The sequence below is a fragment of the Pigmentiphaga daeguensis genome (genome assembly GCF_039523035.1).
GTDB lineage: Bacteria > Pseudomonadota > Gammaproteobacteria > Burkholderiales > Burkholderiaceae_B > Pigmentiphaga > Pigmentiphaga daeguensis.
Genome location: NZ_BAAAEN010000022.1, coordinates 52,214 through 77,078, shown reverse-complemented (window position 1 = coordinate 77,078; position 24,865 = coordinate 52,214). Strand labels below are relative to the sequence as shown.

Annotated in this window: 21 protein-coding genes and 1 tRNA gene; 8 read left to right on the top strand and 14 right to left on the bottom strand. The window is 67.6% G+C overall.

The annotated features are described in order from the left end of the window. The first annotated feature begins 343 nt into the window (after positions 1-343). Positions 344-433 (top strand) — tRNA-Ser (locus tag ABD104_RS22980). Positions 434-570: 137 nt separating this feature from the next. Here the strand turns inward: ABD104_RS22980 and arsH are convergent. The 5 genes from arsH to ABD104_RS22955 are packed head-to-tail and all read right to left on the bottom strand — an operon-like array spanning position 571 to position 3,659. Further along, positions 571-1,311, bottom strand: a complete 741-nt coding sequence (gene arsH, locus ABD104_RS22975) for an arsenical resistance protein ArsH (RefSeq protein WP_165963058.1) — start codon at positions 1,309-1,311, stop codon at positions 571-573. Beyond that, positions 1,289-1,711, bottom strand: coding sequence for an arsenate reductase (glutaredoxin) (gene arsC, locus ABD104_RS22970; RefSeq protein WP_087839905.1), 423 nt, complete (start codon positions 1,709-1,711; stop codon positions 1,289-1,291). Before arsC ends, arsH begins: the two co-directional genes overlap by 23 nt. A gap of 21 nt (positions 1,712-1,732) precedes the next feature. Next, complete coding sequence (gene arsB / locus ABD104_RS22965) at positions 1,733-2,752, bottom strand: ACR3 family arsenite efflux transporter (protein ID WP_371695439.1); 1,020 nt, start codon at positions 2,750-2,752, stop codon at positions 1,733-1,735. Between the two features lie 57 nt (positions 2,753-2,809). Beyond that, positions 2,810-3,301 (bottom strand): arsenate reductase ArsC, encoded by a 492-nt coding sequence (locus ABD104_RS22960; RefSeq protein ID WP_087839903.1) that lies wholly within the window; start codon positions 3,299-3,301, stop codon positions 2,810-2,812. 31 nt (positions 3,302-3,332) lie between these two features. Next, a complete protein-coding gene (locus tag ABD104_RS22955) occupies positions 3,333-3,659 on the bottom strand; it encodes an ArsR/SmtB family transcription factor (RefSeq protein WP_087839902.1) in 327 nt (108 codons plus the stop codon). Between the two features lie 331 nt (positions 3,660-3,990). Here ABD104_RS22955 and ABD104_RS22950 point away from each other — a divergent pair, with 331 nt between their 5' ends. Next, on the top strand, positions 3,991-4,734 hold the full coding sequence (locus ABD104_RS22950; protein ID WP_279815993.1) for a sulfite exporter TauE/SafE family protein: 744 nt from the start codon (positions 3,991-3,993) through the stop codon (positions 4,732-4,734). 19 nt (positions 4,735-4,753) lie between these two features. Here the strand turns inward: ABD104_RS22950 and ABD104_RS22945 are convergent, their stop codons facing one another. Further along, on the bottom strand, positions 4,754-6,697 hold the full coding sequence (locus ABD104_RS22945; RefSeq protein ID WP_343928270.1) for an FAD-binding monooxygenase: 1,944 nt from the start codon (positions 6,695-6,697) through the stop codon (positions 4,754-4,756). Between the two features lie 119 nt (positions 6,698-6,816). Here ABD104_RS22945 and ABD104_RS22940 point away from each other — a divergent pair, with 119 nt between their 5' ends. Then, positions 6,817-8,199 (top strand): GntP family permease, encoded by a 1,383-nt coding sequence (locus ABD104_RS22940; RefSeq protein ID WP_087839899.1) that lies wholly within the window; start codon positions 6,817-6,819, stop codon positions 8,197-8,199. 31 nt (positions 8,200-8,230) lie between these two features. On the opposite strand, the gene ABD104_RS22935 is transcribed toward ABD104_RS22940, so the two are convergent. The 3 genes from ABD104_RS22935 to ABD104_RS22925 form a co-directional block, all read right to left on the bottom strand. Then, entirely contained in the window at positions 8,231-8,710 is a 480-nt protein-coding gene (locus tag ABD104_RS22935) for a bacteriohemerythrin (protein ID WP_087839898.1), read from the bottom strand. 94 nt (positions 8,711-8,804) lie between these two features. Then, entirely contained in the window at positions 8,805-9,281 is a 477-nt protein-coding gene (locus tag ABD104_RS22930; protein WP_087839897.1) for a hemerythrin domain-containing protein, read from the bottom strand. 61 nt (positions 9,282-9,342) lie between these two features. Next, positions 9,343-10,236, bottom strand: a complete 894-nt coding sequence (locus tag ABD104_RS22925) for a LysR family transcriptional regulator (RefSeq protein ID WP_087839896.1) — start codon at positions 10,234-10,236, stop codon at positions 9,343-9,345. A gap of 115 nt (positions 10,237-10,351) precedes the next feature. On the opposite strand from ABD104_RS22925, the gene ABD104_RS22920 reads away from it, so the two are divergent. Genes ABD104_RS22920 through gtdA form a run of 3 tightly spaced genes read left to right on the top strand, consistent with a single transcriptional unit; the run spans position 10,352 to position 13,442 of the window. Beyond that, positions 10,352-11,227 carry a fumarylacetoacetate hydrolase family protein gene (locus tag ABD104_RS22920; RefSeq protein ID WP_087839895.1) on the top strand — a complete coding sequence of 292 codons (876 nt, stop codon included), beginning with the start codon at positions 10,352-10,354 and terminating at the stop codon, positions 11,225-11,227. Beyond that, positions 11,224-12,414: a 3-hydroxybenzoate 6-monooxygenase gene (locus tag ABD104_RS22915; RefSeq protein WP_338618146.1), complete on the top strand. Its 1,191-nt coding sequence runs from the start codon at positions 11,224-11,226 to the stop codon at positions 12,412-12,414. The genes ABD104_RS22920 and ABD104_RS22915 overlap by 4 nt, the downstream gene beginning before the upstream one ends. Next, positions 12,411-13,442 (top strand): gentisate 1,2-dioxygenase, encoded by a 1,032-nt coding sequence (gene gtdA, locus ABD104_RS22910; RefSeq protein WP_087839893.1) that lies wholly within the window; start codon positions 12,411-12,413, stop codon positions 13,440-13,442. The genes ABD104_RS22915 and gtdA overlap by 4 nt, the downstream gene beginning before the upstream one ends. Before the next feature lie 9 nt (positions 13,443-13,451). Here gtdA and ABD104_RS22905 read toward each other — a convergent pair whose 3' ends face one another. Further along, positions 13,452-14,345 carry a LysR substrate-binding domain-containing protein gene (locus ABD104_RS22905; RefSeq protein ID WP_087839892.1) on the bottom strand — a complete coding sequence of 298 codons (894 nt, stop codon included), beginning with the start codon at positions 14,343-14,345 and terminating at the stop codon, positions 13,452-13,454. 107 nt (positions 14,346-14,452) lie between these two features. On the opposite strand from ABD104_RS22905, the gene ABD104_RS22900 reads away from it, so the two are divergent. Both ABD104_RS22900 and ABD104_RS22895 read left to right on the top strand, forming a co-directional pair. Then, a complete protein-coding gene (locus tag ABD104_RS22900) occupies positions 14,453-15,436 on the top strand; it encodes a Bug family tripartite tricarboxylate transporter substrate binding protein (RefSeq protein WP_087839891.1) in 984 nt (327 codons plus the stop codon). 22 nt (positions 15,437-15,458) lie between these two features. Continuing rightward, entirely contained in the window at positions 15,459-17,138 is a 1,680-nt protein-coding gene (locus ABD104_RS22895) for an FAD-dependent monooxygenase (protein WP_132979244.1), read from the top strand. A gap of 123 nt (positions 17,139-17,261) precedes the next feature. On the opposite strand, the gene ABD104_RS22890 is transcribed toward ABD104_RS22895, so the two are convergent. From ABD104_RS22890 to ABD104_RS22875, 4 genes are all read right to left on the bottom strand, one after another. After that, complete coding sequence (locus ABD104_RS22890) at positions 17,262-18,203, bottom strand: VOC family protein (protein WP_343928269.1); 942 nt, start codon at positions 18,201-18,203, stop codon at positions 17,262-17,264. Between the two features lie 34 nt (positions 18,204-18,237). Then, positions 18,238-19,074 carry a fumarylacetoacetate hydrolase family protein gene (locus tag ABD104_RS22885; protein WP_343928268.1) on the bottom strand — a complete coding sequence of 279 codons (837 nt, stop codon included), beginning with the start codon at positions 19,072-19,074 and terminating at the stop codon, positions 18,238-18,240. Between the two features lie 223 nt (positions 19,075-19,297). Then, complete coding sequence (locus ABD104_RS22880) at positions 19,298-20,320, bottom strand: amidohydrolase family protein (RefSeq protein WP_087839888.1); 1,023 nt, start codon at positions 20,318-20,320, stop codon at positions 19,298-19,300. Between the two features lie 193 nt (positions 20,321-20,513). Beyond that, on the bottom strand, positions 20,514-24,851 hold the full coding sequence (locus ABD104_RS22875; protein WP_343928267.1) for a DEAD/DEAH box helicase: 4,338 nt from the start codon (positions 24,849-24,851) through the stop codon (positions 20,514-20,516). Between the last annotated feature and the right edge of the window lie 14 nt (positions 24,852-24,865).

Genomic DNA, 24,865 nt, shown 5'->3' with positions numbered 1-24,865 from the left:
TGTCACAGTCCAATTGCGGGCGCAGAATATCGTTATGCAGTGGAGGAGACAAAACCCCTGCAGTCTTTAGAAAAGCAAAACGCCCGCGCGGCCGACGACCTAGAGCGTCGGCCGCCGTGGCAATAACGGCAAGGCGCAGCGGTCTCCTCCATTCTCGCCAAATCGTTCGATCTGGTGCCCGGCTCACTCCCCATTCTGGTTCCCGTCTTGCCGCGTGGCACGGTTTTGTGCATTGCAATGTGCCATGCTGGACGCTTTTGCTCGGCCTTATGGCGGGGCTTGGCTGCATGGCCCGCAATCTGGTATTATTGCGGGCTCTTCTGCCCAGCCTCTTGGGTAGCAAGGACAGGTGGCCGAGTGGTTGAAGGCGCACGCCTGGAACGCGTGTATATGTGAAAGCGTATCGTGGGTTCGAATCCCACCCTGTCCGCCAAGGACACCGCAACGGTTAGCACCCGTTGCCCAAAAAGCCGCTTCTCCCCAGGGAAAGCGGCTTTTTCTTTGCCCGCCGTCGCCTGGCGTGAGCCAAAGTGTTGCGCCTGAATGAGAAGCCCGGTGATGCTTGGTTCGTCAGATCGATCGCTGATTCACGCGCTTCGATAGTTCCTCCGCACTCTCTTTCCGTTCGCTGTATCGATCCACCAGGTAGTCCCGAACACCGCGTGTGAGCAGCGTGAACTTCATCAGTTCCTCTATGACATCCACCACGCGGTCGTAGTAGCTCGACGGCTTCATGCGTCCTGCCTCGTCGAACTCCAGGAAGGCCTTGGGCACCGAAGACTGGTTGGGAATCGTGAGCATCCGCATCCAGCGCCCCAGGAGCCGCATCTGGTTGACGGCATTGAACGATTGCGAGCCGCCCGATACCTCCATGACCGCCAGCGTTTTGCCCTGTGTAGGACGGACGGCGCCGAGGGATAGAGGGATCCAATCGATTTGGGCCTTCATGATGCCGGTCATCGCGCCATGGCGCTCCGGCGAGACCCAGACCATGCCGTCGGCCCATTGGACGAGATCGCGCAGCTCTTGGACCTTGGCGTCGGAGTCCGGTACGCTGTCCGGAAGGGGAAGTCCGACAGGGTTGAAAATCCGGGTCTCTCCGCCCATGGCCTGGAGGAGCCGGCGGGCTTCTTGAGCCAGAAGCCGGCTGTATGACCGTTGACGAACGGAGCCATATAGCACCAGGAATCTGGGCGGTTGCCCAGACCGCGACCAGGGGAACTGAAACTGGCCCAGCTCCGGACGAGTGAAAAGCGTTTCGTCAATATTCGGCAAGTCTGGCCAACGTTCAGACACGACGGCCCTCCGCATCCACGACGACCTGGCCGTCTTCCTTCGTGTACGCCCCTTGCTGTGGACGAGGCAGGATGTCCAGCACTGCTTCGGACGGCCGGCACAGGCGGGTGCCGAGCGGCGTCACCACGAAAGGCCGGTTCATCAGGATCGGATGCTTACCGATGAAGTCGAGCAACTGTTCGTCGGTCCACTTTGGGTCGTCCAGGCCCAGCTCGTCGTAGGGTGTGCCCTTGACGCGCAACGCCTCCCGGACTGTCAGTTCCGCGTCGGCAATCAGCCGAGAGAGCGTTTCGCGCGACGGCGGTTCGTTCAGGTATTCGATAACGATGGGTTCTTCGCCGCTGTTGCGGATCATGGCGAGCGTGTTGCGCGACGTGCCGCAAGCCGGGTTGTGATAGATGGTGACGTTGCTCATGGGAGTGGTCCAGGTGGGATGTTAGGCACGCTCGTACCAGTTACGGGACCGGTTGACGACGCGCACCACCAGCAGCATGACGGGAACTTCGATCAGCACGCCTGCCACGGTCGCCAATGCAGCGCCGGACTGGAAGCCGAACAGGGCGATCGCGGCCGCCACGGCCAGCTCGAAGAAATTTGATGCGCCGATGAGGGCGGAGGGGCAGGCGATGTCGTGTTTCTCGCCGACACGCCGGTTGAGCCAGTAGGCCAGGCTGGAGTTGAAGAAGACCTGGATCAGGATGGGGACGGCCAGCATGGCGATGACCAGCGGTTGCTGGATGATGGCTTGGCCCTGGAACGCGAACAGCAGGACCAGCGTTAGTAGCAGGGCCGCGATGGACAGCGGGCCGATGCGGGCCATGGCGCGCTCGAAGGCGGCTTGGCCCCGCTTGAGCAGCGCGCGCCGCCAGAGCTGCGACAGGAGCACGGGGATGACGATGTAGAGCACGACCGAAGTCAGCAAGGTATCCCAGGGTACGGTGATGGACGAGATTCCCAGCAGCAGGCCGACGATGGGCGCGAACGCAAACACCATGATGGCGTCGTTCAGCGCTACTTGCGAAAGCGTGAACACGGGATCGCCGCCGGTGAGTCGGCTCCAGACGAACACCATCGCGGTGCAGGGCGCGGCGGCCAGCAGGATCAAGCCGGCGATGTAGCTGTCGAGCTGGTCCTGCGGCAGCCAGGGGGCGAATACCTGCCGCACGAACAGCCAGCCCAGGAAGGCCATGGAAAAGGGCTTGACCGCCCAGTTGACGAACAGGGTGACGCCGATGCCGCGCCAGTGCCGGCGCACCTGGCCCAACGCAGCGAAATCCACCTTGACCAACATCGGGATCACCATGATCCAGATGAGCAGGCCCACGGGCAGGTTGACCTGGGCGACCTCCATGTGTCCGATCGCTTGGAAGATGCCGGGGGCGATCTGGCCTGCTGCGATACCGATGACGATGCACAGCAGTACCCAGACGGTGAGGTAGCGCTCGAAAATGCTCATTGAAGGCGCCGGTGTGGCACATCCCAGCGCGGGATTCTGCGCAGACATGCCGGCCCCTTACCGCTTGCCGATGCTCTGCAGCTCGTGCTGCAAAGACATACCGTCCAGCTTCTGGATCGGCAGCGCCAGGAATAGCTCGATGCGGCGTTTGAGCGCGATGGCTGCATCGTGGAAGGCCTTGCGCTGTTCATCATCCCCTTCCACCGCGGCGGGGTCGGGCACGCCCCAATGGGCCGATACCGGCTTGCCCGGCCAGATCGGGCAAACCTCTCCCGCCGCGTTGTCGCAGACGGTGAAGATGAAATCGAGCGGCGGGGCATCGGCACGCGCAAATTCGTCCCAGTTCTTGCTGCGATATCCCGTGGTCGGCAAAGCCAAGCGCTCCAAGGTAACCAGTGCCTGCGGGTGCACTTCGCCTTTGGGATGGCTGCCGGCCGAGTAAGCGCGGAAGCGTCCCTTGCCCAGTCCGTTGAGCAAGCCTTCAGCCAGGATGGATCGAGCCGAATTGCCGGTGCAGATGAACAGAACGTTGTAGGCCTTGTTTTCCATGGGGGTCTCGCGAGCGCAGTTCATTGGGAAATCAACATGCGGTGCATGCGTCGGCGCCGGAGATTTCACAGGCGGCGCCTTGGCAGCAGTGTTCGGTCAAATAGCCGAGCAGCCCGTTCATCTGGGCGAAGTCGGCGCGATAGATCAGGTTGCGCCCCTGTTGCTCCACGGTCACCAGGCCAGCGTGCGCCAACTCTTTCAGGTGAAAGGACAGGGTATTGCGGGCGACCTGGAGCTGGTCTGCCAGGGTGCTCGGCGTCAGTCCGGCCGGCCCTGCTACGACCAGGGCGCGAAAGGTTCGCAGCCGTTGGGCATGGGCCAAGGCGGAGAGCGCATTGATGGCTTGGATCTCGTTCATTATTCTACGATACAACATTCATTGAACTATTGTGTGAGTAATATGTTGCAGGTTTTGGAAAGCGGAACGGTGCCAGTTGCGTCAGGTGAACGGCTGAAGTTTCACCATTGGCTGTGCTGGACGTAGATGCCGCCGAGCGCTTGACTGGCGGCACTGTCGGCAGGTCGGGACACGCGTTCCCCTTACAGGGTCAAGGAAATTCTCCTATTTTCTCACAAAATGATATCGATTCGCATTATTGTTCTTGCAGTGCGGCCAGCAGGGTTGCGGCGGGGCTATACTCGCCGGCGAAAAAAGAACCGTAATGAAACGGTTCCATGGGGGAGCAGCCATGACGGCTGGAATTTTCGCCATTGTCAGCCTGTTGACCGTATTTGCCGCCTTCCTGTCGGGCGTATTCGGCATGGCGGGCGGCATGGTGCTGATGGGCGCCTTGCTGTTGCTGATGCCGGTCTCGGCGGCCATGGTCGTGCAAAGCGTGGCCTTGCTGGCGTCGAACGTCTGGCGCGCGGTGCTGTGGCGCGCGCATACCGATTGGCGGATCGTGGGGCGTTTCGCCATGGGGGCCGCCGTCGCGTTTGCGCTGATGTTCAGCGTCCGGTTCGTTCCCAGCCGCAGCCTGGCGCTGATCGTGCTGGGGTTGAGCCCTTTCATCGCGCTGGCGGTGCCGGCCCGCCTGGCGCCCCAGGCGGAGCGGCGCATGGCCGCGGAAATATGCGGCTTCGTGTGCCAGGTCATGCATCTGCTCAGTGGCGTCACTGGGCCGCTGCTGGATATTTTCTTCGTGCGCTCGACCACCATGGACCGCCGGACCGTGGTGGCGACGAAGGCAACGTGCCAGGTGCTGGGACATGCCTCGAAGCTGGCGTATTTCGGCGGCGCGCTGGGCGCGGCGGAGCTGTCGGCCCAATGGTGGCACTGGGTGGCGATCATCGGGTGCGCCGTGGTCGGCACCTCGTTGAGCCGGGCCGTGCTCGAACGCATCACCGACGCGCAGTTTCGCCGCTGGACCCGGACGATCGTGCTGGGAATCGGGACCGTCTACCTGATCCAGGGCGTGGCGTCCATGATGTAGCTGGCGCGCCGCAGCCTTCCTAGCCTGCCTCCACCATGAAGCCGTCGAAGAACCTCGCCAGTTCGGCGTGGGCATCCAGCGGCAACACGTGCGCCACGTACTGGTCCGGCCGCACGATCACCACGCAGCCGCGCCGGCGGTCGATGCCGCGCATGTCGAAGATGTCCTGGCCGCTCTTGAGGTCGGGGCAGAACATTTTCTCGTAGTCGATCAGCCCATGGCGGCCCTTGCGCGGCAGCAGGAAGGACGGCATGGTTTCCAGCGCCAGCGTGCGATGGCCCTGCTGGAAGACCGCGCGCACATCGATCACGGCGTCGACGTCGGCCCCTGCGGGCGTGTATTTGCGGATCGGCGACTGGCTTGATCCGGCCAGGAAACGGCACAGTTCCCCGATGGCCGAGGACGGCGCGGCGGGGTCCGCGGCATCGGCGAAGGCGAACACGCGCCAGCGGCCGTCGGCCTTGACCGCGTGGCCCAGGTGCATGGGCTTGGCGTCGGCCAGGCGGATGACCGGGGCCGAGTGGAAGCGCATGCCGATGGTCAGGCCGCGCGCCAGTTCCTGGTGGGTCGGCTCCGCGCTGATGATGGACGGGTAATAGCGGGTTTCGGTGCCGGCGGTGAAGCGGCCCTGTTTGACGAAGTAGCGCTGGAATTCGGCCGGGTCGATGCCTTCGCTGTCGTCCCTGGAAGGATCCTTGGGCGCGGCGCTGAACATCTTGGCGAACTCGCGATCGAAGTCGATCAGTTCCTTGGCGACGGTCTGGCGTTCCTTGGAATAGGTATGCAGGATCTGGGGCGTGCTCTGGCCGCGCAGGACGGCGGCGAGTTTCCAGCCCAGGTTGAAGCCGTCCTGCATCGAGACGTTCATGCCCTGGCCCGCCTTGGGGCTGTGGGTGTGGCAGGCGTCGCCGGCGATGAAGACCCGGGGCAGGCGGGCGTGTTCTTCCTGTTCGGGCACGTCGTCGAACTTGTCGCACAGGCGCTGGCCGATCTCGTACACGGACCACCACGCGACTTCCTTCACGTCCAGGGTGTAGGGGCGCAGGATGCGCTGGGCGGCGGCGATCAGGCGGTCGGACGTGATCTGCCGGCTGGCGACGCGCTCGTTCTCGTTCAATTTGTCGAGTTCGATGTACAGGCGCACGAGGTAGCCGCCCTCGCGCGGGATGATCAGCACGCTGCCTTCGCTGGCCGAGTGGATGGCCGACTTGATGCGGATGTCGGGGAAGTCGGTGACGGCCAGCACGTCCATCACGCCCCAAGCCTGGTTGGCGGATTCGCCGTGCAGCGCGCGTCCGAGCGATTTGCGCACCGCGCTGTGGGCGCCATCGCAGCCGACCGCGAAGCGGGCGCGCACGGTCTCGACCTGGCCTTCGTGTCCGGCATCGGTGCGTTCGAAGCGCGCCGTGACCGGGTGGGTGGGCGTGCCGCCGGCCGGGGATTCGGCAACGGCCAGGTCCAGCAGGCGGCGCGAGTAGTGGGGCTCGAGCCGCGACGGCGCGTTGCGCATGACGTCCAGGTAGAAGTCGTGGACGCGGGCCTGGTTCAGGATCACGTGGGGGAACTCCGAGAGTCCGTCCTCGGTGTCCTGGATGCGGCCGCTGCGAACGATGTGGTCGCGCTGTTCGTCGTCGGGCTTCCAGAACGAGGTCTCGTTGACCCAATAGGCTTCCTTGAGCACGCGCCGGCTGAAGCCGAAGGCCTCGAACATCTCGACCGTGCGGCAGGCGATGCCGTCGGCCTGGCCCAGTCGCAGGGGACCGGGTTTCTGTTCGACGATACAGGTCTTGAGGTCGGGAAAGGCCGCCAGTTGCGTGGCCAGGGTCAGGCCGGTGGGGCCGCTGCCCACGATCAGGATGTCGACCTCGTCCGGCAGCGCGTCGGCGCGCGGGCCCGCGGCGTGCCCGGCAGGTTCGGAGATTTCAGGGTCGCCGGGCTTGAACCCGTTCAGATGGAATTGCATGGCGCATCGGATTCGGCAAAGTGACCCTGTCATTATCTCAGTTATCCCCCCGGGTGTTTCGTATAGACTGGGCAACGGTACGAGTTCTTTCCTACGGCTTCGGCATCCACAGGGAAACCATGACCCACGACGATATTCAGCTTCTGGTGGCCGCCCTGATCAGCGTGCTGGCGCTGGTCGGGCTCATCGTGTCGCGGCTGCGGCTGCATCCCTTGCTGGCGCTGCTGGTGGTGTGCGTGGGGGTGGGGTTCGCCACCGGCATGGCGCCCGACACCCTGGTCAAGGCCATCACCAACGGGGCGGGCAAGACGCTCGGAGCCGTGGGCGTCGTCATCGCCCTGGGGGCGATGCTGGGCAAGGTGCTGGCGGACACCGGGGTGACGGACGGATTGGCCGGGGCCATCCTGACGAAGGCGTCGCCATCCAGCATTCCATGGGCCATGGCGCTGGTGGCCTTCATCGTCGGCATCCCCATGTTCTTCGAGGTGGGTCTGGTGGTGCTGCTGCCGCTGATCTTCAGCGTGGCCCGCAAGCTGGAGGAGCAGAAGGCCATCAAGGGCTCCGCCTACGTCTACGTGGGCGTGCCGGTCATCGCCGCGCTGGCGTCCATGCACGGCATGGTACCGCCGCACCCCGGGCCCCTGACCGCCATCGCCACGCTCAAGACCAGCGTGGGCGCCACCATGATCTACGGTTTCATCGCGGCGATACCCTCGATCGTGCTGGGTGGCCCGGTCTATGCCCGCTTCATCGCGCCGCGGCTGACGGTGCGGCCCGACCAGGCGCTGGTGGACCAGTTCTCGGTGGGCAAGGCGGACCCCGGCCGGCCGGTCGGGATCGGGCTGGGCGTGCTGGTGGCGCTGCTGCCGGCCATCCTGATGCTGGTGCACGCGCTGGCCGAGATGCTGGTGCCCAAATCCTCGTTCACCTTCAAGATGGCGGCTTTCCTGGGCAATCCCATCATCGCGATGCTGATCGGCGTGCTGTTCGCGGCCATCGTGCTCGTCTACGCCCGGCACGGCGACGCCGAGAAGCTGCGCGATGCGCTGGGCGCCAGCCTGAAGCCGGTGGCCGGCATCCTGCTCATCATCGCCGGCGGCGGGGCGTTCCAGCAGGTGCTGACGGACGCCAAGGTGGGCGATGCCATCGTGCACCTGACCCAGGCCTTCGCGCTGCCGCCGCTGGTACTGGGGTGGATGATCTCCATGCTGCTGTCGGTCTCCACCGGCTCGGCAACGGTGGGCATCGTGGGCGCCTCGGGCCTGCTGGCGCCGCTGGCCGGCGCCGACCCGACGCTGAACCTGCCGCTGCTGGCCCTGTCGATCGGCTGCGGATCGCTGTTCTTCAACTACGCGAACCACGCCGGCTACTGGATGGTGAAGGAGTCCTTCGGCATGACCATGGGCGAGGCGACGAAGACGATCTCGGTGGTGCAGTCCATCGTGGCCGTGGTCGGCCTGGCCATGGTGCTGCTGATGAACCTGCTGCCGCCGCTGGCGTAGCGCGGCGGCCTTCCCGCCTTATATTTCCACCTTATATTTTGCGCCGCAGCACGATGGGCTTGCCGCCGTAGGCCCGCTTGCTCATCCAGGCGGCCAGCGCCGCGTCCAGGTAGTCGGCATGGCCGGGGAACCACTGGAACAGGTGCAGGGCGAAGTCGTGCACCAGCGCCACGTCGGCCTGCCCGCTCAGGAACAGTTCGCGCACCTCGCGGGTGGATTTCATGACCGCTTCGTGTTCCTGCACGTGGCAGTCGGACGGCGGGAAGTCGGTGGTACGCATCCACTCTTCTTCCTGGCCGAAGTGCGATTTCACGTGTTCCTCGAACGCGTCCAGCGCGGCCGGCGCGGAGTCCTGGGTACAGGTCAGCAGCCGGAAGGCGACGTCGTAGAACTCCTTGTGCGACTCGTCCATGGGGTGGAATCCGAGCAGCCGGGCATCGGACCAAAGAAAGCTGGTGTCGCTTTCCGGGCGAGGAGCGCTGTCGTCGCGCAAAGTCGGTTCTTGCTTCATGGGGCTTCTGGGTAGTATCGACAAGCAGGTGCACATGGTACCCCGCTTTTGGGGGCAGCCGGGCAGCGAAGCCTCCCGCCCGGCTGCCCGGCCGTCAGGCCGGGACGGTGCCCATCAGCTCTTCCTTGCGCGTTGCCATCATGTCCGCCGCTTCCCGCAGGTCGATCTTCTTGCTGACGATCTTGGGAAACAGTTCCTCTTCTTCTTCCTTGACGTGATGGTTGATGTATTCGCCCAGGACGGTGACCTTGGCATCGTACATCTCGTCGGTGGGCTTCATCGCCTGGATCTGCGCGATCAATTCCTTGGCGCTGGCATGCTCCACGACCGCCTCGTCCAGCAGGTCTGCAAAGGGTTCCCCGCCTTCCTGCCGGACCAGGGGATAGAAGATTTCCTCTTCCAGCTTGGTATGGATGGTCAATTCTTTACAGACCGTCTGGGCGATTTCTTCCTTTTCCGCGTCGGATCCCGCGTCCTTGAACTGCTTGAACAGCTTCTTGGCATTGCGATGGTCGTCCAGCAACAGGCTCAGGGCGGCCTTTTGCGGGGCCGGTATGGTCGATTTGTTCATAAGGGTTTCTCCAGAGTGCCCCTCTCACTGAGGTGGGGACCCTTAGCAAACGCCGTGCCCGCTACTCCTGGAACACGCTGGCCGCGACCGCCCGCAGCCATTTGCAGCCTGGATCGCGGTGATAGCGCTCGTGCCAGTACTGGCGCACCAGGTAGGACGGCAGATCGAACGGCACCGCCAGGTAGCGGATCGTTCCGTGGGCGGCCAGGATGCGAGCCAGGTGGATGGGGGCCAGCGCGAGCAGGTCGGTCCTGGCGACGATTTCCTCCAGGCCCAGGAAGGACGGTACCCACAAGGCCGTCTTGCGGACGATGCCGGCGTCGTCGATCGCCTTGTCCAGCAGCCAGTGGGCCGTGCCGGTGGTCATCACGGCCACGTGGGACTCCGACAGGAACTGGGATTTCGTCAGTTTCGCCTTGACGCGCGGATGGCCGGCACGGACCAGGCAGACATAGTGTTCGCTGAACAGCGTCTGCTGGTGGAAACCCGCCTGCATGCTGGTCGTGTAGCCCATGGCCAGGTCGGCATCCCCGGTTTCCAGGCGGCGCGGCGTGTCCGGATCCAGGTCTCGTATCTCCAGGCGTACGTGGGGGGCGATCTCGGCCAGGCGGTTCAGCAGACGGGCCAGGACGACCATCTGGCCGGTGTTGGTCATGCAGATGCGGAACACCCGGTCGGACGTGGCGGGATCGAAGTCCGGGTCCCGGCCTTCCGTACCGTCGAACAGGGCGAGCGCGCCCTGCACCGCGGAGGTGAGCGAGGCGGCGCGGGGCGTGGGCACCATGCCGGCGGACGTGCGCACGAACAGCGGGTCCTTGAAGTGCCGGCGCAGCTTGCCCAGCCGGATGCTGACCGACGGCTGGCTCAGGCCCAGTTCGTCGGCCGTGGCCGATACGGTGCCGGTCTGGCCCAGGGATTGCAAAAGGCGCAGGTCCGTCAGGTCGAGTTTGCTCATGGAGGGCGAGAAAGGGATATTGTATTTTTAAATATGATGAATAAATTCTAGTCGATTGACGCAATAGTGCGGCATCCCTAGTCTTCCTGCCTGACATTCCTGCAAGGAGACATCCATGCTGCTTTGCCGCTTCGACGCGGACCGGCTGGGGCTGGTGGAAGGGGACCGGGTCCGCGACGTCACGCCCGCTCTTGCCGTCCTGCCCGCCCATACCTATCCGCTGCCGCCCTTCGACCCGCTGATCGCCAACCTGGACGTGGTCCGGCGCTGCATCCGCGACCTGTTGCCGGGGGCGCCCAGCCTGCATTTGAAGGACGTTTCCCTGCTGAGCCCGGTGGCCAGCCCGGGCAAGATCATCGCGGCGCCGGTCAACTACCTGAAGCACCTGGACGAAGCCCGGAGCGATGCGCAAATCCATCATCGCAACCAGGTCGGCGAAATCCAGCGCGTGGGCCTGTTCCTGAAGGCCACCAGTTCCCTGGTCGGTCCGGCCGCGGGGGTCGCCCTGAAGCATCCGGATCGCCGCAACGACCACGAGGCCGAGGTGGTGGTCGTGATCGGCCGGCGCGGCCGCGACATTCCCGCCGCGCGGGCGTACGAGTACATCGCCGGCTATTGCGTGGGGCTGGACATGACCACCCGCGGGCCGGAGGAGCGCAGCCTGCGCAAGTCCATCGATACCTATTCGGTCCTGGGACCATGGATGGCGACGCCCGACGAAGTACCGGATCCGGCCAACCTGGATTTCTGGCTGACCGTGAACGGCCAGCCGCGCCAGCGGGCCAATACCCGGGACCTCGTGCTGGGGATACCCGAGCTGATCGAGCTGGCCTCGTCGTTCTACACGCTGCATCCCGGCGACCTGCTGTTCACGGGGACGCCGGAAGGCGTCGGGCCGGTCGAGGCGGGCGACGTCATCGACGTCGAGGTGGCCGGCGTGGGCCGGATGACGGTGGCCGTGCGCCAGGCGCAGGCGGGAGACCCGGCATGAGCGCGGACGATACATCCCGGGTCCTGGTGGCGGGGGGCGGCATAGGCGGTCTGGCGGCAGCGCTGGCGCTGGCGCGCACCGGGCGCCCGGCGACGGTGTTCGAGCAGGCCGAGACCTTCAAGGAAATCGGCGCCGGCATCCAACTGGGCCCCAACGCCTTCCATACTTTCGATGCGCTGGGCATCACCGACAAGGTGAACCGGCTGGCCTCGTTTCCCGACGACATCGTCGCGATGGACGCGCTGTCCGGCGAACGGTTGGTCCAACTGCCCGTCGTTCGCCTGTTCCCGCAACGCTTCGGCCGGCCCTACGGACTGATCCACCGCGCGGATTTGCATGCGGTCCTGCTGGAAGCCTGCCGCGAAAGCGGGCGCGTCACGCTGCATGCCGCCACCAAGGTGCAGGACTACGAGGACACGCCGGACGGCGTCGTGGTCCGTACCCAACGTGACGAGACGTTCACTGGCGCGGCCCTGATCGGCGCCGACGGGCTCTGGTCCACCATCCGCGCGGGCATCGTGGGCGACGGCAAGCCCCGCGTCTCGGGCCATATCGCCTACCGCGCGGTGCTGCGCGCCGACGAAGTGCCCGACAGCAATCGGCTGAACGCGATGGTGGTCTGGATGGGGCCCAAGTATCACCTGGTCCACTACCCCCTGCGCGGCAACGAGCTGTTCAACCTGGTGGCCGTGTTCCACAGCGATCGCTACGAGGACGGCTGGGATACCTACGGCGACCCGGAGGAACTGCACCTGCGCTTCCAGGGCGCGCATCCCCTGGTCCTGGGCATGCTCGAGAAGATCGAGTCCTGGCGCATGTGGGTGCTGTGCGACCGCGAACCCGTGGCCAACTGGAGCAAAGGGCGGGTCACGCTGCTGGGCGATGCCGCGCATCCGATGCTGCAATACCTGGCGCAGGGCGCCTGCATGGCGATGGAAGATGCCGTGTGCCTGGCCGGCAAGGTGCAGGCCCATCGGGGCGACATGGCCGCCGCGTTCCTGGACTACCAGCAGGCGCGCTACCTGCGCACCGCCCGCACGCAGCTGACGGCGCGGCTCTATGGGCATGCCTACCACGCCGCGGGCGCCACGCGCGACTTGCGCAACGCGTTCCTGGGCGCCAGGACGGCGGAGCAGACCATGGAAAGCATGGCCTGGATGTACGACCCGAAGGAGATTCCGCGATGACGGACGACATGCGCGCGCGGCGCGAGGCGTTCTACGGCCGCATCGACGCCAGCCATTGCACGCCGCTGTGGGAAGTGCTGCACGGCCTGATCACGCCCACGCCGTCCACGCCCTGCCAGCCTTGCCATTGGCCGTGGGCAACCATGTGGCCCTACCTGCGGGACGCGGGCAACCTGATCAGCGCCGAAGAGGCCGAGCGCCGGGTCCTGGTGCTGGAGAACCCGGGGCTGCGCGGCCGGTCCCGCATCACGCACAGCCTGTATGCGGGGCTGCAGCTCATCCTGCCCGGCGAAGTGGCGCCGCCGCATCGCCACTCGCAGTCGGCCATGCGTTTCGTCCTGCAGGGCAAGGGCGCCTATACGGCGGTGGACGGACGCCGGATCGCGATGGAGGAGGGGGACTTCGTCATCACCCCGTCGTGGGCCTTCCACGACCACGGCAATCCCTCCGACGAGCCCATGGTCTGGCTGGACGGGCTGGACGTGCCCATCGTGGAACTGTTCGACGCGCAATTCATGGAGAAGGGCGAGGCCGCGCCGTCGGGGCAGGGCGGCGATGGCGCGGACAACCTGGCGGCCTTCGGCGCGACGATGAAGCCGGTGGGTTTCGAGCCGGCCAGCCGGACCTCGCCGCTGTGCTGGTACCCGTACGCGCGCAGCCGCGAGGCCTTGCTGGCCTTCGCGCGGTCGCAGGCGCCGCATCCGTGCTGGGGCCACAAGCTGCAATACGTCAACCCCGTCACCGGCGGGTGGCCCATGCCGACCATGGGTACGTTCCTGCAGTACCTGCCGGCCGGTTTCGACGGCGCGGCCTATCGTTCGACCGACGCCACCGTCTATGCCGTGCGAGAAGGCAGCGGGACGTGCCGCATAGGCGGACGGGAACTGCGCTTTGGCCAGCGCGACGTGTTCGTCTGCCCGTCATGGATGCCCTACACCCTGCATGCGGATGCCGATACCGTCCTGTTCAGTTTCTCGGACCGGCCGGCGCAGCAGAGCCTGGACATCTGGCGCGAGCAGGCGGGCTGAGGGCCGCGGTCACATCGAGACCGCGGCGCGTTCGAACAAGGTGGACAGATAGGCCGCCGCCGGCGTCAAGGGTACGCCGGCGCGCGAGATCTGCACGATGTCCGGGCCCTCGATGTGCTCGCGCACCGGGATGGCCTCGATCACCCCTTCGAACAGGCGGGCCTGCAGCCACTGCCGCGGCAGCATGGCGAGCGCATCGGTCGAGCTGAGCAGCGCCGCCACGCCCACCATGGATTCGGCCTGGGTCATGGGCACCGGCGGGGGCAGCCCCTGGCTGGCGAAGGCATCCTCGAATTCGGCCTCCACGCGTTCGCGCACGCCCGTCAGGACCCAGTCCTCGTCGACCAGTTCCGCCAGGCTGGTGGCGTGGCGCCGGGGATGGCCCTTGCGGCCCACGACCACCCGGTCATTGTGGAACAGCAGGTCCACCTTGTAGCCGTCGCCGATGGGGCGCGCGGGCCGGGGACCGATGAAGAAATCCAGGGTACCGTCCTGCAGGCGGCCTTCCAGCATGGAGAAGAAGCCTTCCATCATGCGCAGCCGCACGCCTGGATATTTCTTGCGGAACCCCTGGTGCGCCCGCGCCGCCATGACCAGCCAGACCGCGCTGGACAGGCCGACGGTGACCGTGCCCGATGGGGTGCCCAGCAACTGCGCCACTTCTTCGCGCCCGCGCTGGAGTTCCGCCATGGCGGCGTGCGCGCGGCCGTAGAAGGCCTGGCCGATGGGGGTCAGCACCACGCCGCGCGCGTGCCGCTCCAGCAGGGGCGTGCCCAGTTCGCCTTCCAGTTCGCGCAGGCTGCGGGTCAGGGCGGGCTGGGCCAGGCCCAGCGCCCGCGCGGCGCCGCGCACGCTGTGCGCGTCGGCGATGGCGACGAAGTCGCGCAGGTGGTGCAGTTTCATGTCGATAACGCCTAGGTATCGATGGAAGGATTTTGCCATCTTTCTGTAAGCACTGACCTTACCTAGACTCGTCTCCGACAACAAGTACCCCATTACGGAGACAAACCATGACCCTAGCCAGATTCGCGGCAACCCTGTTCTGCGCCATGGCATTGCAGCCCATGGCCGCCGGCGCGGCGCAGCCGGATGCCTTTCCCACCCGGCCGGTGCGGCTGCTGAGCCCGTTTCCGGCGGGCAGCGGCCCCGATGCCGTAGCCCGCATGGTGGGCGAGCAGTTGTCCAAGGACTGGGGCCAGGCCGTCGTGGTGGAACCGCGGCCGGGCGGCAACGGCTTCATCTCGATGGAGGCGGTGCGCCGCGCCGCGGCCACCGGCTATGACCTGGGCGTCGTCGACGTGGGCCACATGGCGATCAATCCCAGCCTGTTCCGCAAGCTGCCCTACGACCCGGTCAAGGATTATGTCCCCGTCGGCGGGCTGTACCGGACCTCGTTCTTCGTGGTGGTCTCCAGCGGCAGTCCGGTCAAGTCGGTGGCCGAGCTGATCGCCGCGGCCAAATCTTCGCCGGGCAAGGTGACGTACGGTTCGTGGGCGGTCGGCAGCCCTGGCCACCTGGGCGCCGCGCAGGTCGAGGCGGCCACGGGCACGCAGATGCTGCACGTGCCGTTCAAGGACACCGCGCAACTGTACGCGGCCGTGGCCAACGGAGAAGTGACCTGGGCGCTGGGTTCGTACGCCACTGCCGGCGCGCTGATCCAGGCCGGCAAGCTGCGCGTGCTGGCGGTGGCCGACGGCCAGCGATCGTCGGCCCTGCCCGACGTGCCCACGCTGGAAGAGGCGGGCGGACCCCGGGGCGTGGATGCCTCCACCTGGGTCGCCCTGGTGGCGCCGGCGGGCACGCCGGCCGAGCGGGTCGAGGCGATCTCGCGCGCGGTGCGCGCGGCGCTGGACGTGCCCGAGGTCAAGGCCAGGATGGCCACGTTCGGATTCGTGCCCGCCGCCGTTCCCGGCGCGACGGTGTCCGAGTGGATGCGCAAGGACACTCCCCGCTATGCCGAGATGGTGCGGCGCACGGGGGCGACGACGGACTGAAGGAAGCCTTACCGTGAATACCATGCAGACAGAAGTCGCCATCGTCGGCGGCGGTCCCGCCGGCCTGATGCTGGCCATCGAACTCGGGTGCCGGGACATTCCCTGCGTCCTGCTGGAAGAGGATGCCGATCCGCCGGCCTTTCCCAAGGCCAACGCGACCTCGGCCCGGACCATGGAGCACTATCGCCGGCGGGGTTTCTCCGACGAGATCCGGGCCCTGGGCCTGCCGCCGGATTATCCGCAGGACGTGGTCTATTGCACGCAGCTGGCCGAGCACGAGCTGGCGCGGTTCAGGATCCCGAGCCGCGGCGAGGCGGCTCGGCGCAGCGAGGCCGGCGGCCATGCTCCGGACAATGCCGGCGACTACGGCAGCGATGCGTGGCCGACTCCCGAGCTGCCGCATCGGGTGCAGCAGATGCTGATCGAGCCGGTGCTGCGCCGGCGCGCGGCCGCGTATCCAAGCGTGCGGCTGTGCCTGGGGCAGCGCGCGGTGGCCGTCGAACAGGACGAGCAGGGCGTCACGGCCACGGTCGAACCCGAAGGCGGTGGTCAGGCGTGGCAACTGCAAGCGCGCTACCTCGTCGGGTGCGACGGTCCCCGCAGCCTGGTGCGCAAGTCGCTGGGCGTGGGCTATTCCGGACAGGGCAGCGAGCAGCGCGATTTCTTCGGCGGCCAGATGTTGTCCATCTACTTCCGGTCCAGGCGGCTCTACGACGCGATCGGCAAGCAGCCCGCCTGGCAGTATTGGGCCGTGAACGCGCGCCAGCGGGGGCTGCTGATCGCCGTGGACGGCATCGAGACCTTCCTCCTTGCCGTGCAACTGGCCCCCGGCCAGGCGCCTGGCGACATCGATCCGGTCGCCACCGCCCATGCCGTGGTGGGCAGGGAATTCGACTTCGAACTCATCGATCGCCTGCCCTGGGTGGCCGGCTATACGCTGGTGGCGGACAGGATGGCCGGTGGCCGCGTGTTCCTGGCGGGCGATGCCGCGCATCTTTTCACGCCCACCGGAGGCATGGGCTACAACACCTCGATCGACGACGTGGTGAATCTGGGCTGGAAACTGGCCGCCGTCATCCAGGGCGCGGCCCCGCCCGCGCTGCTGGACAGCTACGAGCGCGAACGCCGGCCCATGGCGCTGCGCAATACGGCCTTCGCGCGCAGCATGGCGGACAGCATCGGCAACCTGCGCGCCGGCGCCGACATCGAGGAAGAGAGCGAGGCCGGCGTGCGGGCGCGCGCCGAGCTCGGCCGCCGCCTGGCCGCGCACGTGGCCAGCGAGTTCAACATTCCCGGCCTGCAATTAGGCGTGCGCTACCTGGACAGTCCCATCGTCGCGGTCGAGCCAGGTCCCGCGCCGCAAGACGATCCGAACCGCTACGTGCCCCTGGCCTTGCCGGGGTCGCGCGCGCCGCATGCCGTCGTGCGCGGCAAGGTGCTGTTCGACTTGTTCGGGCGCGACTTCACGCTGCTTGCCTTTGGCGCGCTGCCGGCCGGCGAGCGCCAGGCGTGGCACGCGGTGGCGGACGAGTACGGCCTGGGCCTGGAGGTGCTGGAGCTCGACGATGACGCCGCGCGGGCGCTTTATGGCGCCGAGCGGGTGTTGATCCGGCCGGACCACCATATCGCCTGGCGGGGGCGGGCGGGGGCCGATGCGCGGTCGACGCTGGCCCGGGCGACAGGCCGGGGGCGGATGGGCTGACCGCCGCCGGCGGCACCATTGCGCGAACGCACCGTCCTCGACCGCTTCGCGTATTTCGCTGGCCAGGGCCAGCAGTGGGGTGGAGTCTGCATGCCGGTCGCATCGACCGGCATGTATGCTCGATCAGGCCTCGGTGTTGTGAATGAAGTCCGGCGGCACGTCCGGCCCCCACTGATACAGGCTGTCCTCGGGCGGGAAATCTCCCGAGGGCCACCCGTGCTCGGCCGAGATGTAATCGATGTCGGCCGAGTATTCGCAGTACGAACCCCACGGGTCGCGCACGTAGTGGAAGAAGTTCGATCCCAGCACGTGCCGGCCCGTTCCCCATCCGCGCGTGTAGCCCGCTGCGGCCATCTGCGCCGCTCCCTGGCCGACCTGGTCGATGCTGGCCACGTCCCAGGCCGAGTGATGCCAGCCGCGTGCCGAACTGCGGGCGAAGGCAACCAGGTGATGGTCGCAGCCATGCGGGGCGTGGGTGAAGGCGATGCCGTCGCCGGACCGGTCGGACAGCCTCAGGCCCAGCGTCTTTTCATAGAAAGCCAGTGCGCGCGAGACGTCGGGCGTGAACAGCAGCACGTGAGACAGGCGGCGCGGGCGGACCTGGGCGACCTGGCTGCGGAAGCGGGCGCCGCGCGCGTCGGCCTGCACGTGGATGTCGTCGAGCGGGCTCTTGGCGTCCGGGGTGATCTTGGGGCCGGCCTTGACCTGGATCAGGTTGCCGTCCGCGTCGTGGAACCAGATGCCCTCGGCGGTGGCGTGCGGCACGCCGGCGGCCGTTGCGACGCCGGCCTGCTCCAGCTGGGCGCGGATGGCCGCCAGGTCGCCGGCATAGCAATTGAAGCTGAGGTAGGCCAGCGCCTTGCGCGGGCCCGCGTGGAGGCGGGCCGAGACGTGTCCGTCCCGCGCCCGCAGCGCCAGGCCATGGCCCTCGTCCTCGACCGTGAGGCCGAAGGCCTCGTGGAAATGGCGGGCGAGGGGCAGGTCCGGAACCATCAACGCGTAGTGGTCGATGGAGTGCACCGCGGCTTGCCGGTCGCTCGCGCCATGCTGGGTCTGTGTGGTCATGAGTCTCCTCCGTCGTGCGGTCGTGGCCGGACGTTCAGGTTTCGTCGGCGATCGGGTTGCGCAGGGTGGCGAAGCCGGTCACCGATATCTCGCAGACATCGCCGGCGCGCATCAGCAACTTGGGCGTGCGAGCCCAGCCGATGCCGGCGGGCGTGCCGGTGACGATGACGTCGCTGGGTTCGAGCGTGATCGCTTCGCTGATGACGCTGATCAGCGTGGGGATGTCGAAGATCATGTCGTCGGTGCTGGCCGACTGGACCACTTCGCCGTTCAGGCGGGTTTCCAGGCGCAGGCCGCGCGCCGCGGGGGGGACTTCGCTGGCGGTGACCAGTTCCGGGCCGAAGGCGCCGGTGGCGTCGAAGTTCTTGCCCACCGTCCATTGCGGGGACAGGAACTGGTATTCGCGCACCGAGCCGTCGTTGAACAAGGCATAGCCGGCGACGCAGTCGAGTGCGTCTTCCTTGCGGATGTGCCGGCCGCCGCGCTTGAGCACCACCGCCAGTTCGCCCTCGAAATCCAGGGAGTCGGACACACGAGGCCGGACGATGGGCTGGCCGTGGCCGACCAGGCTGGTGTCGTAGCGCGGGAAGATGGTGGGATAGGCGGGCTGCTCGTACTTGCTTTCCTTGGTGTGGTCGGCGTAGTTCAGGCCGATGCAGAAGATCTTGGCCGGATGCTCGACGACGGGCAGGTAGGCGACGTCGGCCTCGTCCACCAGCTTGCCGCCGCCGCGGGTGCCGGCGTAGGTTTCGAGGTCGATGCCGGCGGCTAGCAAGGATTCGATCGATTCCTCGCCCAGGATCCGGATCTTGTTGCCCTCGCGGGTGCCGAGGTAGGGGGTGCCGTCGTGGAGGAAGCGGACGTAGCGCATCGGGGATTCCTGTCTCTGTTATGGGGGCGCGCGGGAAGAATGAGCACGCCCTTGTGCCCGATGCAAGCGTAAAGCGGGGGAGCGATGGGGAAAAGATGGCGGGTTTTCTCCACCGATACCTGACAAGTATCGGTGGAGGCCTTTGGAGGCCGGAATGCACACGGGGCCTGCCGGCGCGTCGATGACGCCGGCAGGCCCCGTCAGGCAAGGGGGAAACCGCGGTTTACAGTCCCCGTGCCTTCAGTTGCGCGTCCAGGCGCGGATAGACCCGGCGCGCGTTCAATTCGAACACCTTGCGCTTGTCTTCGGCCGGGATGTCCAGTGCGTCGATGTAGCGCTTGGTGTCATCGAAATAGTGCCCGGTCTGGGGGTCGATGCCGCGCACCGCGCCCACCATTTCCGAACCGAACAGGATGTTGTCGACGTCGATGACCTCGAACAGCAGGTCGATGCCGGGCTGGTGGTAGACGCAGGTGTCGAAGTAGACGTTCTTCATCACGTGCTCGGCCAGCGGCGGGCGCTTGAGCATGTCGGCCAGCCCGCGGTAGCGGCCCCAGTGGTAGGGCACGGCGCCGCCGCCATGGGGAATGATGAAGCGCAGCGTCGGGAAGTCGCGGAACAGGTCGCCTTCGATGAACTGCATGAAGGCGATGGTGTCGGCGGCCAGGTAGTAGGCGCCGGTGGCGTGCATCGCGCAGTTGCAGGAACCCGAGACGTGGATCATGGCCGGCACGTCCAGCTCGACCATTTTCTCGAAGAACGGATACCACGAGCGGTCGGTCAGCGGCGGGGCGCTGAAGCTGCCGCCCGACGGGTCGGGGTTGAGGTTGCAGCCGACGAAGCCCAGTTCGGTGACGCAACGCTCGAGCTCGGCGATGGAGCTGGCGATGGAGACGCCGGGCGATTGCGGCAGTTGGCAGACGCCGATGAAGGTCTCGGGGTACAGGTCGACGACGCGCTTGATCAGGTCGTTCGAGCGGCGGGCCCAGACCTGGCTGACGTTCTCGTTGCCGACGTGGGGCTCCATGGCGGAGGCACGGGGCGAGAAGATGGTCATGTCGGCGCCGCGCTCGCGCAGGAGGCGCAGCTGGTTCTTCTCGATGGTCTCGCGGATCTCGTCGTCGGAGATATCGGGATAGGCCGGGTCGATGTCGCCGCCGGCCTTGAAGTTGGCCTTCTGCTGGTCGCGCCATTGATTGTGGGCGGCAGGCGAGGTCGTGTAGTGACCGTGGCAATCGATGATCATGCTGCGCAATTCCTGTGTGGCGAAGGATGGCGTCGGCCGGGGCCGCGGGGCCATCGATGGGGGAGAATCCGGACGGCCCGTGGGCCGCCTACGCAACGCGCAATTGTAGCCGCTTGCACTTGCGCGATACCCGCTGTTTTCCGCATTTCTGCTTTTCGGGTTTGCGCGGCCGGGAGGGGCCGCCGGGGGGACTTCAGCGTCGCGCCACCAGCGCCGCGCGCAGCCGCTCGCGCTCGTCGGGCGCGGCCTCGACCAGATAGCGGATGTCGCCCGCGACGGCGGCGGCCACGGGCAGTCCGTCGCGATACAGTACGCGGTTGCCGGCCAGCGCGGGTATCTTTTCCCCGGGCAGCAGCACGCCCGCCAGGTTCAGCGGATCGGCGGCGCAGACGCAGGCCAGTTCGCCGCCGGGCTCGCGGCGCCGGATGCCGCGCAGCAGCGGGATGGCCTCGGGCAGCGCGAATTGTTCGCCCGCCAGGCCGGCCACGAAGCGGCCGCCCCGCACGTCGCCGCGGGCCTCCAGGCGGTGGAGCACGGGCAGCAGCTCGCGCCACGGCGGCAGCCAGCGGGCCTCGCGTTCCAGCAGGCGCCAGAAGACGACGCCGTAGCGGCGCAGGAGGACCTGGGCGATGTGTTCCAGGACCTGCGGATCCGTACGCGTACGTTTGCCGGGGGGCGCGGGGTCGGTGGCGGCGGGCCGGCGCAGCAGCGCCCAGCGGCCGGCCTGGTCCATCTGGTTCGGGGCCGTGCCGTGGCGCGAACGCCGACGCTGGTGGGCGGTGCGCTGGGACGCGGGGACGAGCAGCGCGCGCAGGCCGGCGTAGCTGTCGGCGTTCGCGGCGCCCGCCGCGACCAGTTCGCCCAGCGCCGTTTCCAGTTCATTGGGCAGCAGGCGGGTGTCGCCCAGCAGTTCGTCGAAGAACATCGCGCCGTGGCTGGCCAGTGCCTCGCGCACCCGCTGCGCGCGTGCCGACAATTCGGCCTGCTGGTCCAGCGGCACGAGCGCCTGCCAGGGGCCAAGGTGGCGCCGGGGCAGCAGCACCATGGGCGTGGCGCGCACCGGTCCGGCCGTGGACTTGCCCTGGCTCGCCAGGCGCATCCAGACCACTTTGCCGGCCTGGCTCAACCCGTCCAGCCAGCCGGGCGAGTAGGCGTCGAGCCGCGCCGGCAGGATGTCCGATTCCCAGGCTCCGGCAGCGGCTTCGTAGCCTTCCAACTGGTCGATGACCTGCGGCAGGGAGCCGGGGCCATGCAGGCGGGCGTCCGGCGCGACGTGCTGCCACGCCAGCAGGAAGCGCATGAAGTCCTGCCGTTCGACCGGCTCGATCTCGCGGCGCAGGCGCTTGATGGTGTAGCGGTGGATACGGGCCAGCAGGTGCCGTTCGCACCATTCTTCCTGCCGTGCCTGAGGGTGGAAGCGGCCGCGCATGACGTAGCCCTCGGCTTCGAGCCGGGCGAGTGCCGCGGCGACGACGGTCTCGGGTAGCCGGAGGTCGGCGGCGATGCGCGGCAGGCCGAGCGGCCCGAATCCGGTCAGCCGCGCGCGCACGACCTCCACCAGGGCGGCATCGGCTTCCCACGGCTCGTCGCATCCGGCGGGCAGGGCGACCTCGGGCTGGGCGCGAGCGCCGGGGTAAACGGCGCGCACGCAGGCCAGGCGCTCGACCGGTACCCACAGGGCGGCGTCGGGTCCCAGGCACAGCCGTGTTGCCCGGCCTTCGTCCGCCAGCGTGCCCAGCCAGTCCTGCCAGCCGTCGTTGGCCGCTGCCTCGGCCTCGGTCACGCAGGCCAGGCTTGCCAGTGCCTCCTGCATTTCATCGGTGCCGCGCACCTGCGGCCAGGCTTCGGCGGCCACTGCTTCGATGGCGCCGGCGTCCAGGGCGCCCAGGTCGTCCGCCGATTCCGGATCGGTCCAGCGGCGAGCCATCACGGCCTGGGTGCGGCGTTCCTCCAGTGGCGCGTCGTCCAGGAAAGCGTAGGGGCGCGCGCTGAGTATCTCCATGGCCAGCGGCGACGGAGTGGGCAGGTCGCGCGCCACCAGCTCGACGTTGCCCCGCTCGATCCGGCGCAGCAGCGCGAGCCAGCCGTCGGCGTCCATCGCCTCGTGCAGGCAGTCGCCGATGGTCTGCGCGACCAGCGGGTGGTCGGGGATCTCGCGTTCCCCGACCACGTTCTCGAGGCAGGCCGCCTGGTCGGGGAAAACCGCGGCCAGCAGGTCGTCGCTTTTCATGCGCTGCAACTGCGGCGCGACCTTGCGGCCGCCCACGTAGCGCGGCAGCGCCAGCGCGGTGGTGGCGTTCCAGCGCCAGCGCACGTTGAACAGCGGTGCGTCCAGCAAGGCCTGCACCAGCAGGTGCTCGGCGGTGTTCGAGCGCAGGTAGCGCCAGACTTCGTCCAGCGGGAAGCTGTGACTGGTGGACAGCGACAGCACGATGGCGTCCTCGGTGGCCGCGGCCTGCAACTCGAAGTTGAAGCTGCGGCAGAAGCGCTTGCGCAGGGCCAGGCCCCAGGCGCGGTTGAGCCGGCTGCCGAAGGGGGAGTGCACCACCAGCTGCATGCCGCCCGACTCGTCGAAGAAACGTTCCATGACCAGCGTGTCATGGGTGGGCAGCCGGCCCAGCGCCGCTTTCGCGCGCGCCAGGTACTCGACGATCTGGCGCGCTGCCGAGGTGTTCAAGCCGATCTCGTCCATCAGCGCCTGGATGGCGCCCTCGACGTCGGGCGAGGTGTCGCCGGAGCGCGCCAGCAGGCTTTCGATCCTGGCGCGCAGGCGCGAGACGCCGGCCGACAGTTCGTCGCTGCGGCCGGGCGCCTCGCCTAGCCAGAACGGGATGCTGGGCGCGGCGCCGTGCGCGTCCTCCACGCGGACGCGGCCGGCTTCCACGCGCAGGATGCGATAGGACGTGTTGCCCAACTGGAAGACGTCGCCGGCCAGGCTTTCGACCGCGAAGTCCTCGTTGACCGTGCCGACCATCAGCCCTTGCGGTTCCAGCAGCACGGTGTAGTCGGCGTTGTCGGGGATGGTACCGCCCGAGGTGACCGCCGTGAGCTTGCTGCCGCGCCGCCCGCGCAGCGCGCCCGCCACCACGTCGCGGTGGATGTAGGCCGCGCGCACGCCCTGGCGGCCGGTGTAGCCCTCGGCCAGCATGCGCAGCACCGCGTCGTACGCCGGCCGCTCCAGGTCCGCATAGGGCGCCGCGCGCCGCACCAGCGCGTACAGGGCTTCCTCGCTCCATTCCTGGCAGGCGACCTCGGCCACCAGTTGCTGGGCCAGCACGTCCAGCGGCGCGATGGGCACGTGCAGCGCATCCAGCTCGTCGCGCCGCACACAGTCGAGCAGCGCAGCGCATTCGATCAACTCGTCGCGCGAGGTCGGGAACAGGCGTCCCTTGGGGATGCCGCCCACGTGGTGGCCCGAGCGGCCCACCCGTTGCAGGAAGGCGGATATCGTGCGCGGCGAGCCGACCTGGCAGACCAGGTCGACGTCGCCGATGTCTATGCCCAGTTCCAGCGAGGCGGTGGCGACCAGCACGCGCAGTTCGCCGCGCTTGAGCCGTTGTTCGGCGTCGAGCCGGTGTTCCTTGGCCAGGCTGCCGTGGTGGGCGGCCACCGCTTCCTCGCCCAGGCGGTCGGCCAGGTGGCGGGCAGCGCGTTCTGCCATGCGGCGGGTGTTGACGAAGACCAGCGTGGTGCGGTGCTGCCCCACCAGTTCGGCCATGCGGTCGTACACGCGGTCCCAGACATCGGTGGCCATGACGGCCTCCAGGGGGACGGGCGGCAGCTCCAGGTCCAGGTCGCGGCGCCGCACGTGTTCGACGTCGACGATCGCGCAGTCGTCCGCGTGGGCCGGCCCGGCCAGGAAGCGTGCCACGGCCGACAGTGGCTTCTGCGTGGCCGAGAGCCCGATGCGGACGGGACGCCTGCCGCACAGGGCGTCAAGCCGTTCCAGCGTGAGGGCCAGGTGGCTGCCCCGTTTGTTGCCCGCCATGGCGTGGATTTCGTCCACGATCACGGTGCGCACGTCGGCGAGCATGCGGCGCCCGCCGTCCGAACCCAGCAGCACATACAGCGATTCGGGCGTCGTCACCAGGATGTGCGGCGGCCGCTTGCGCATCGCCTGCCTGGCCTGCGCCTCGGTGTCGCCAGTGCGCACGGCGGTACGGATGCCCGGGTCGGGCAGGCCCATGCGGTCGAGTTCCGCGGCGATGCCTTCGAGCGGCGCCTGCAGGTTGACGCGGATATCGTTCGACAGCGCCTTCAGCGGCGAGACGTACACGACCATGGTGGCGTCCGGCAGCGCGCCGCCGGCGTCCACGCCCATTCGCACCAGCTCGTCGATGGCGGCCAGGAAGGCGGTCAGCGTCTTGCCGGAACCGGTGGGGGCGGCCACGAGCGTCGAACGGCCGGCGCGGATATGCGGCCAGGCGCGGCGCTGGGCTTCCGTCGCCGAGCCGAACGCCTGGCGGAACCAGGCGGCCACGGCCGGATGGAAGCCGTGCAAAGCGTCGACGGGGTGGCGGGCGATGGTCATGCCTGACTATATGG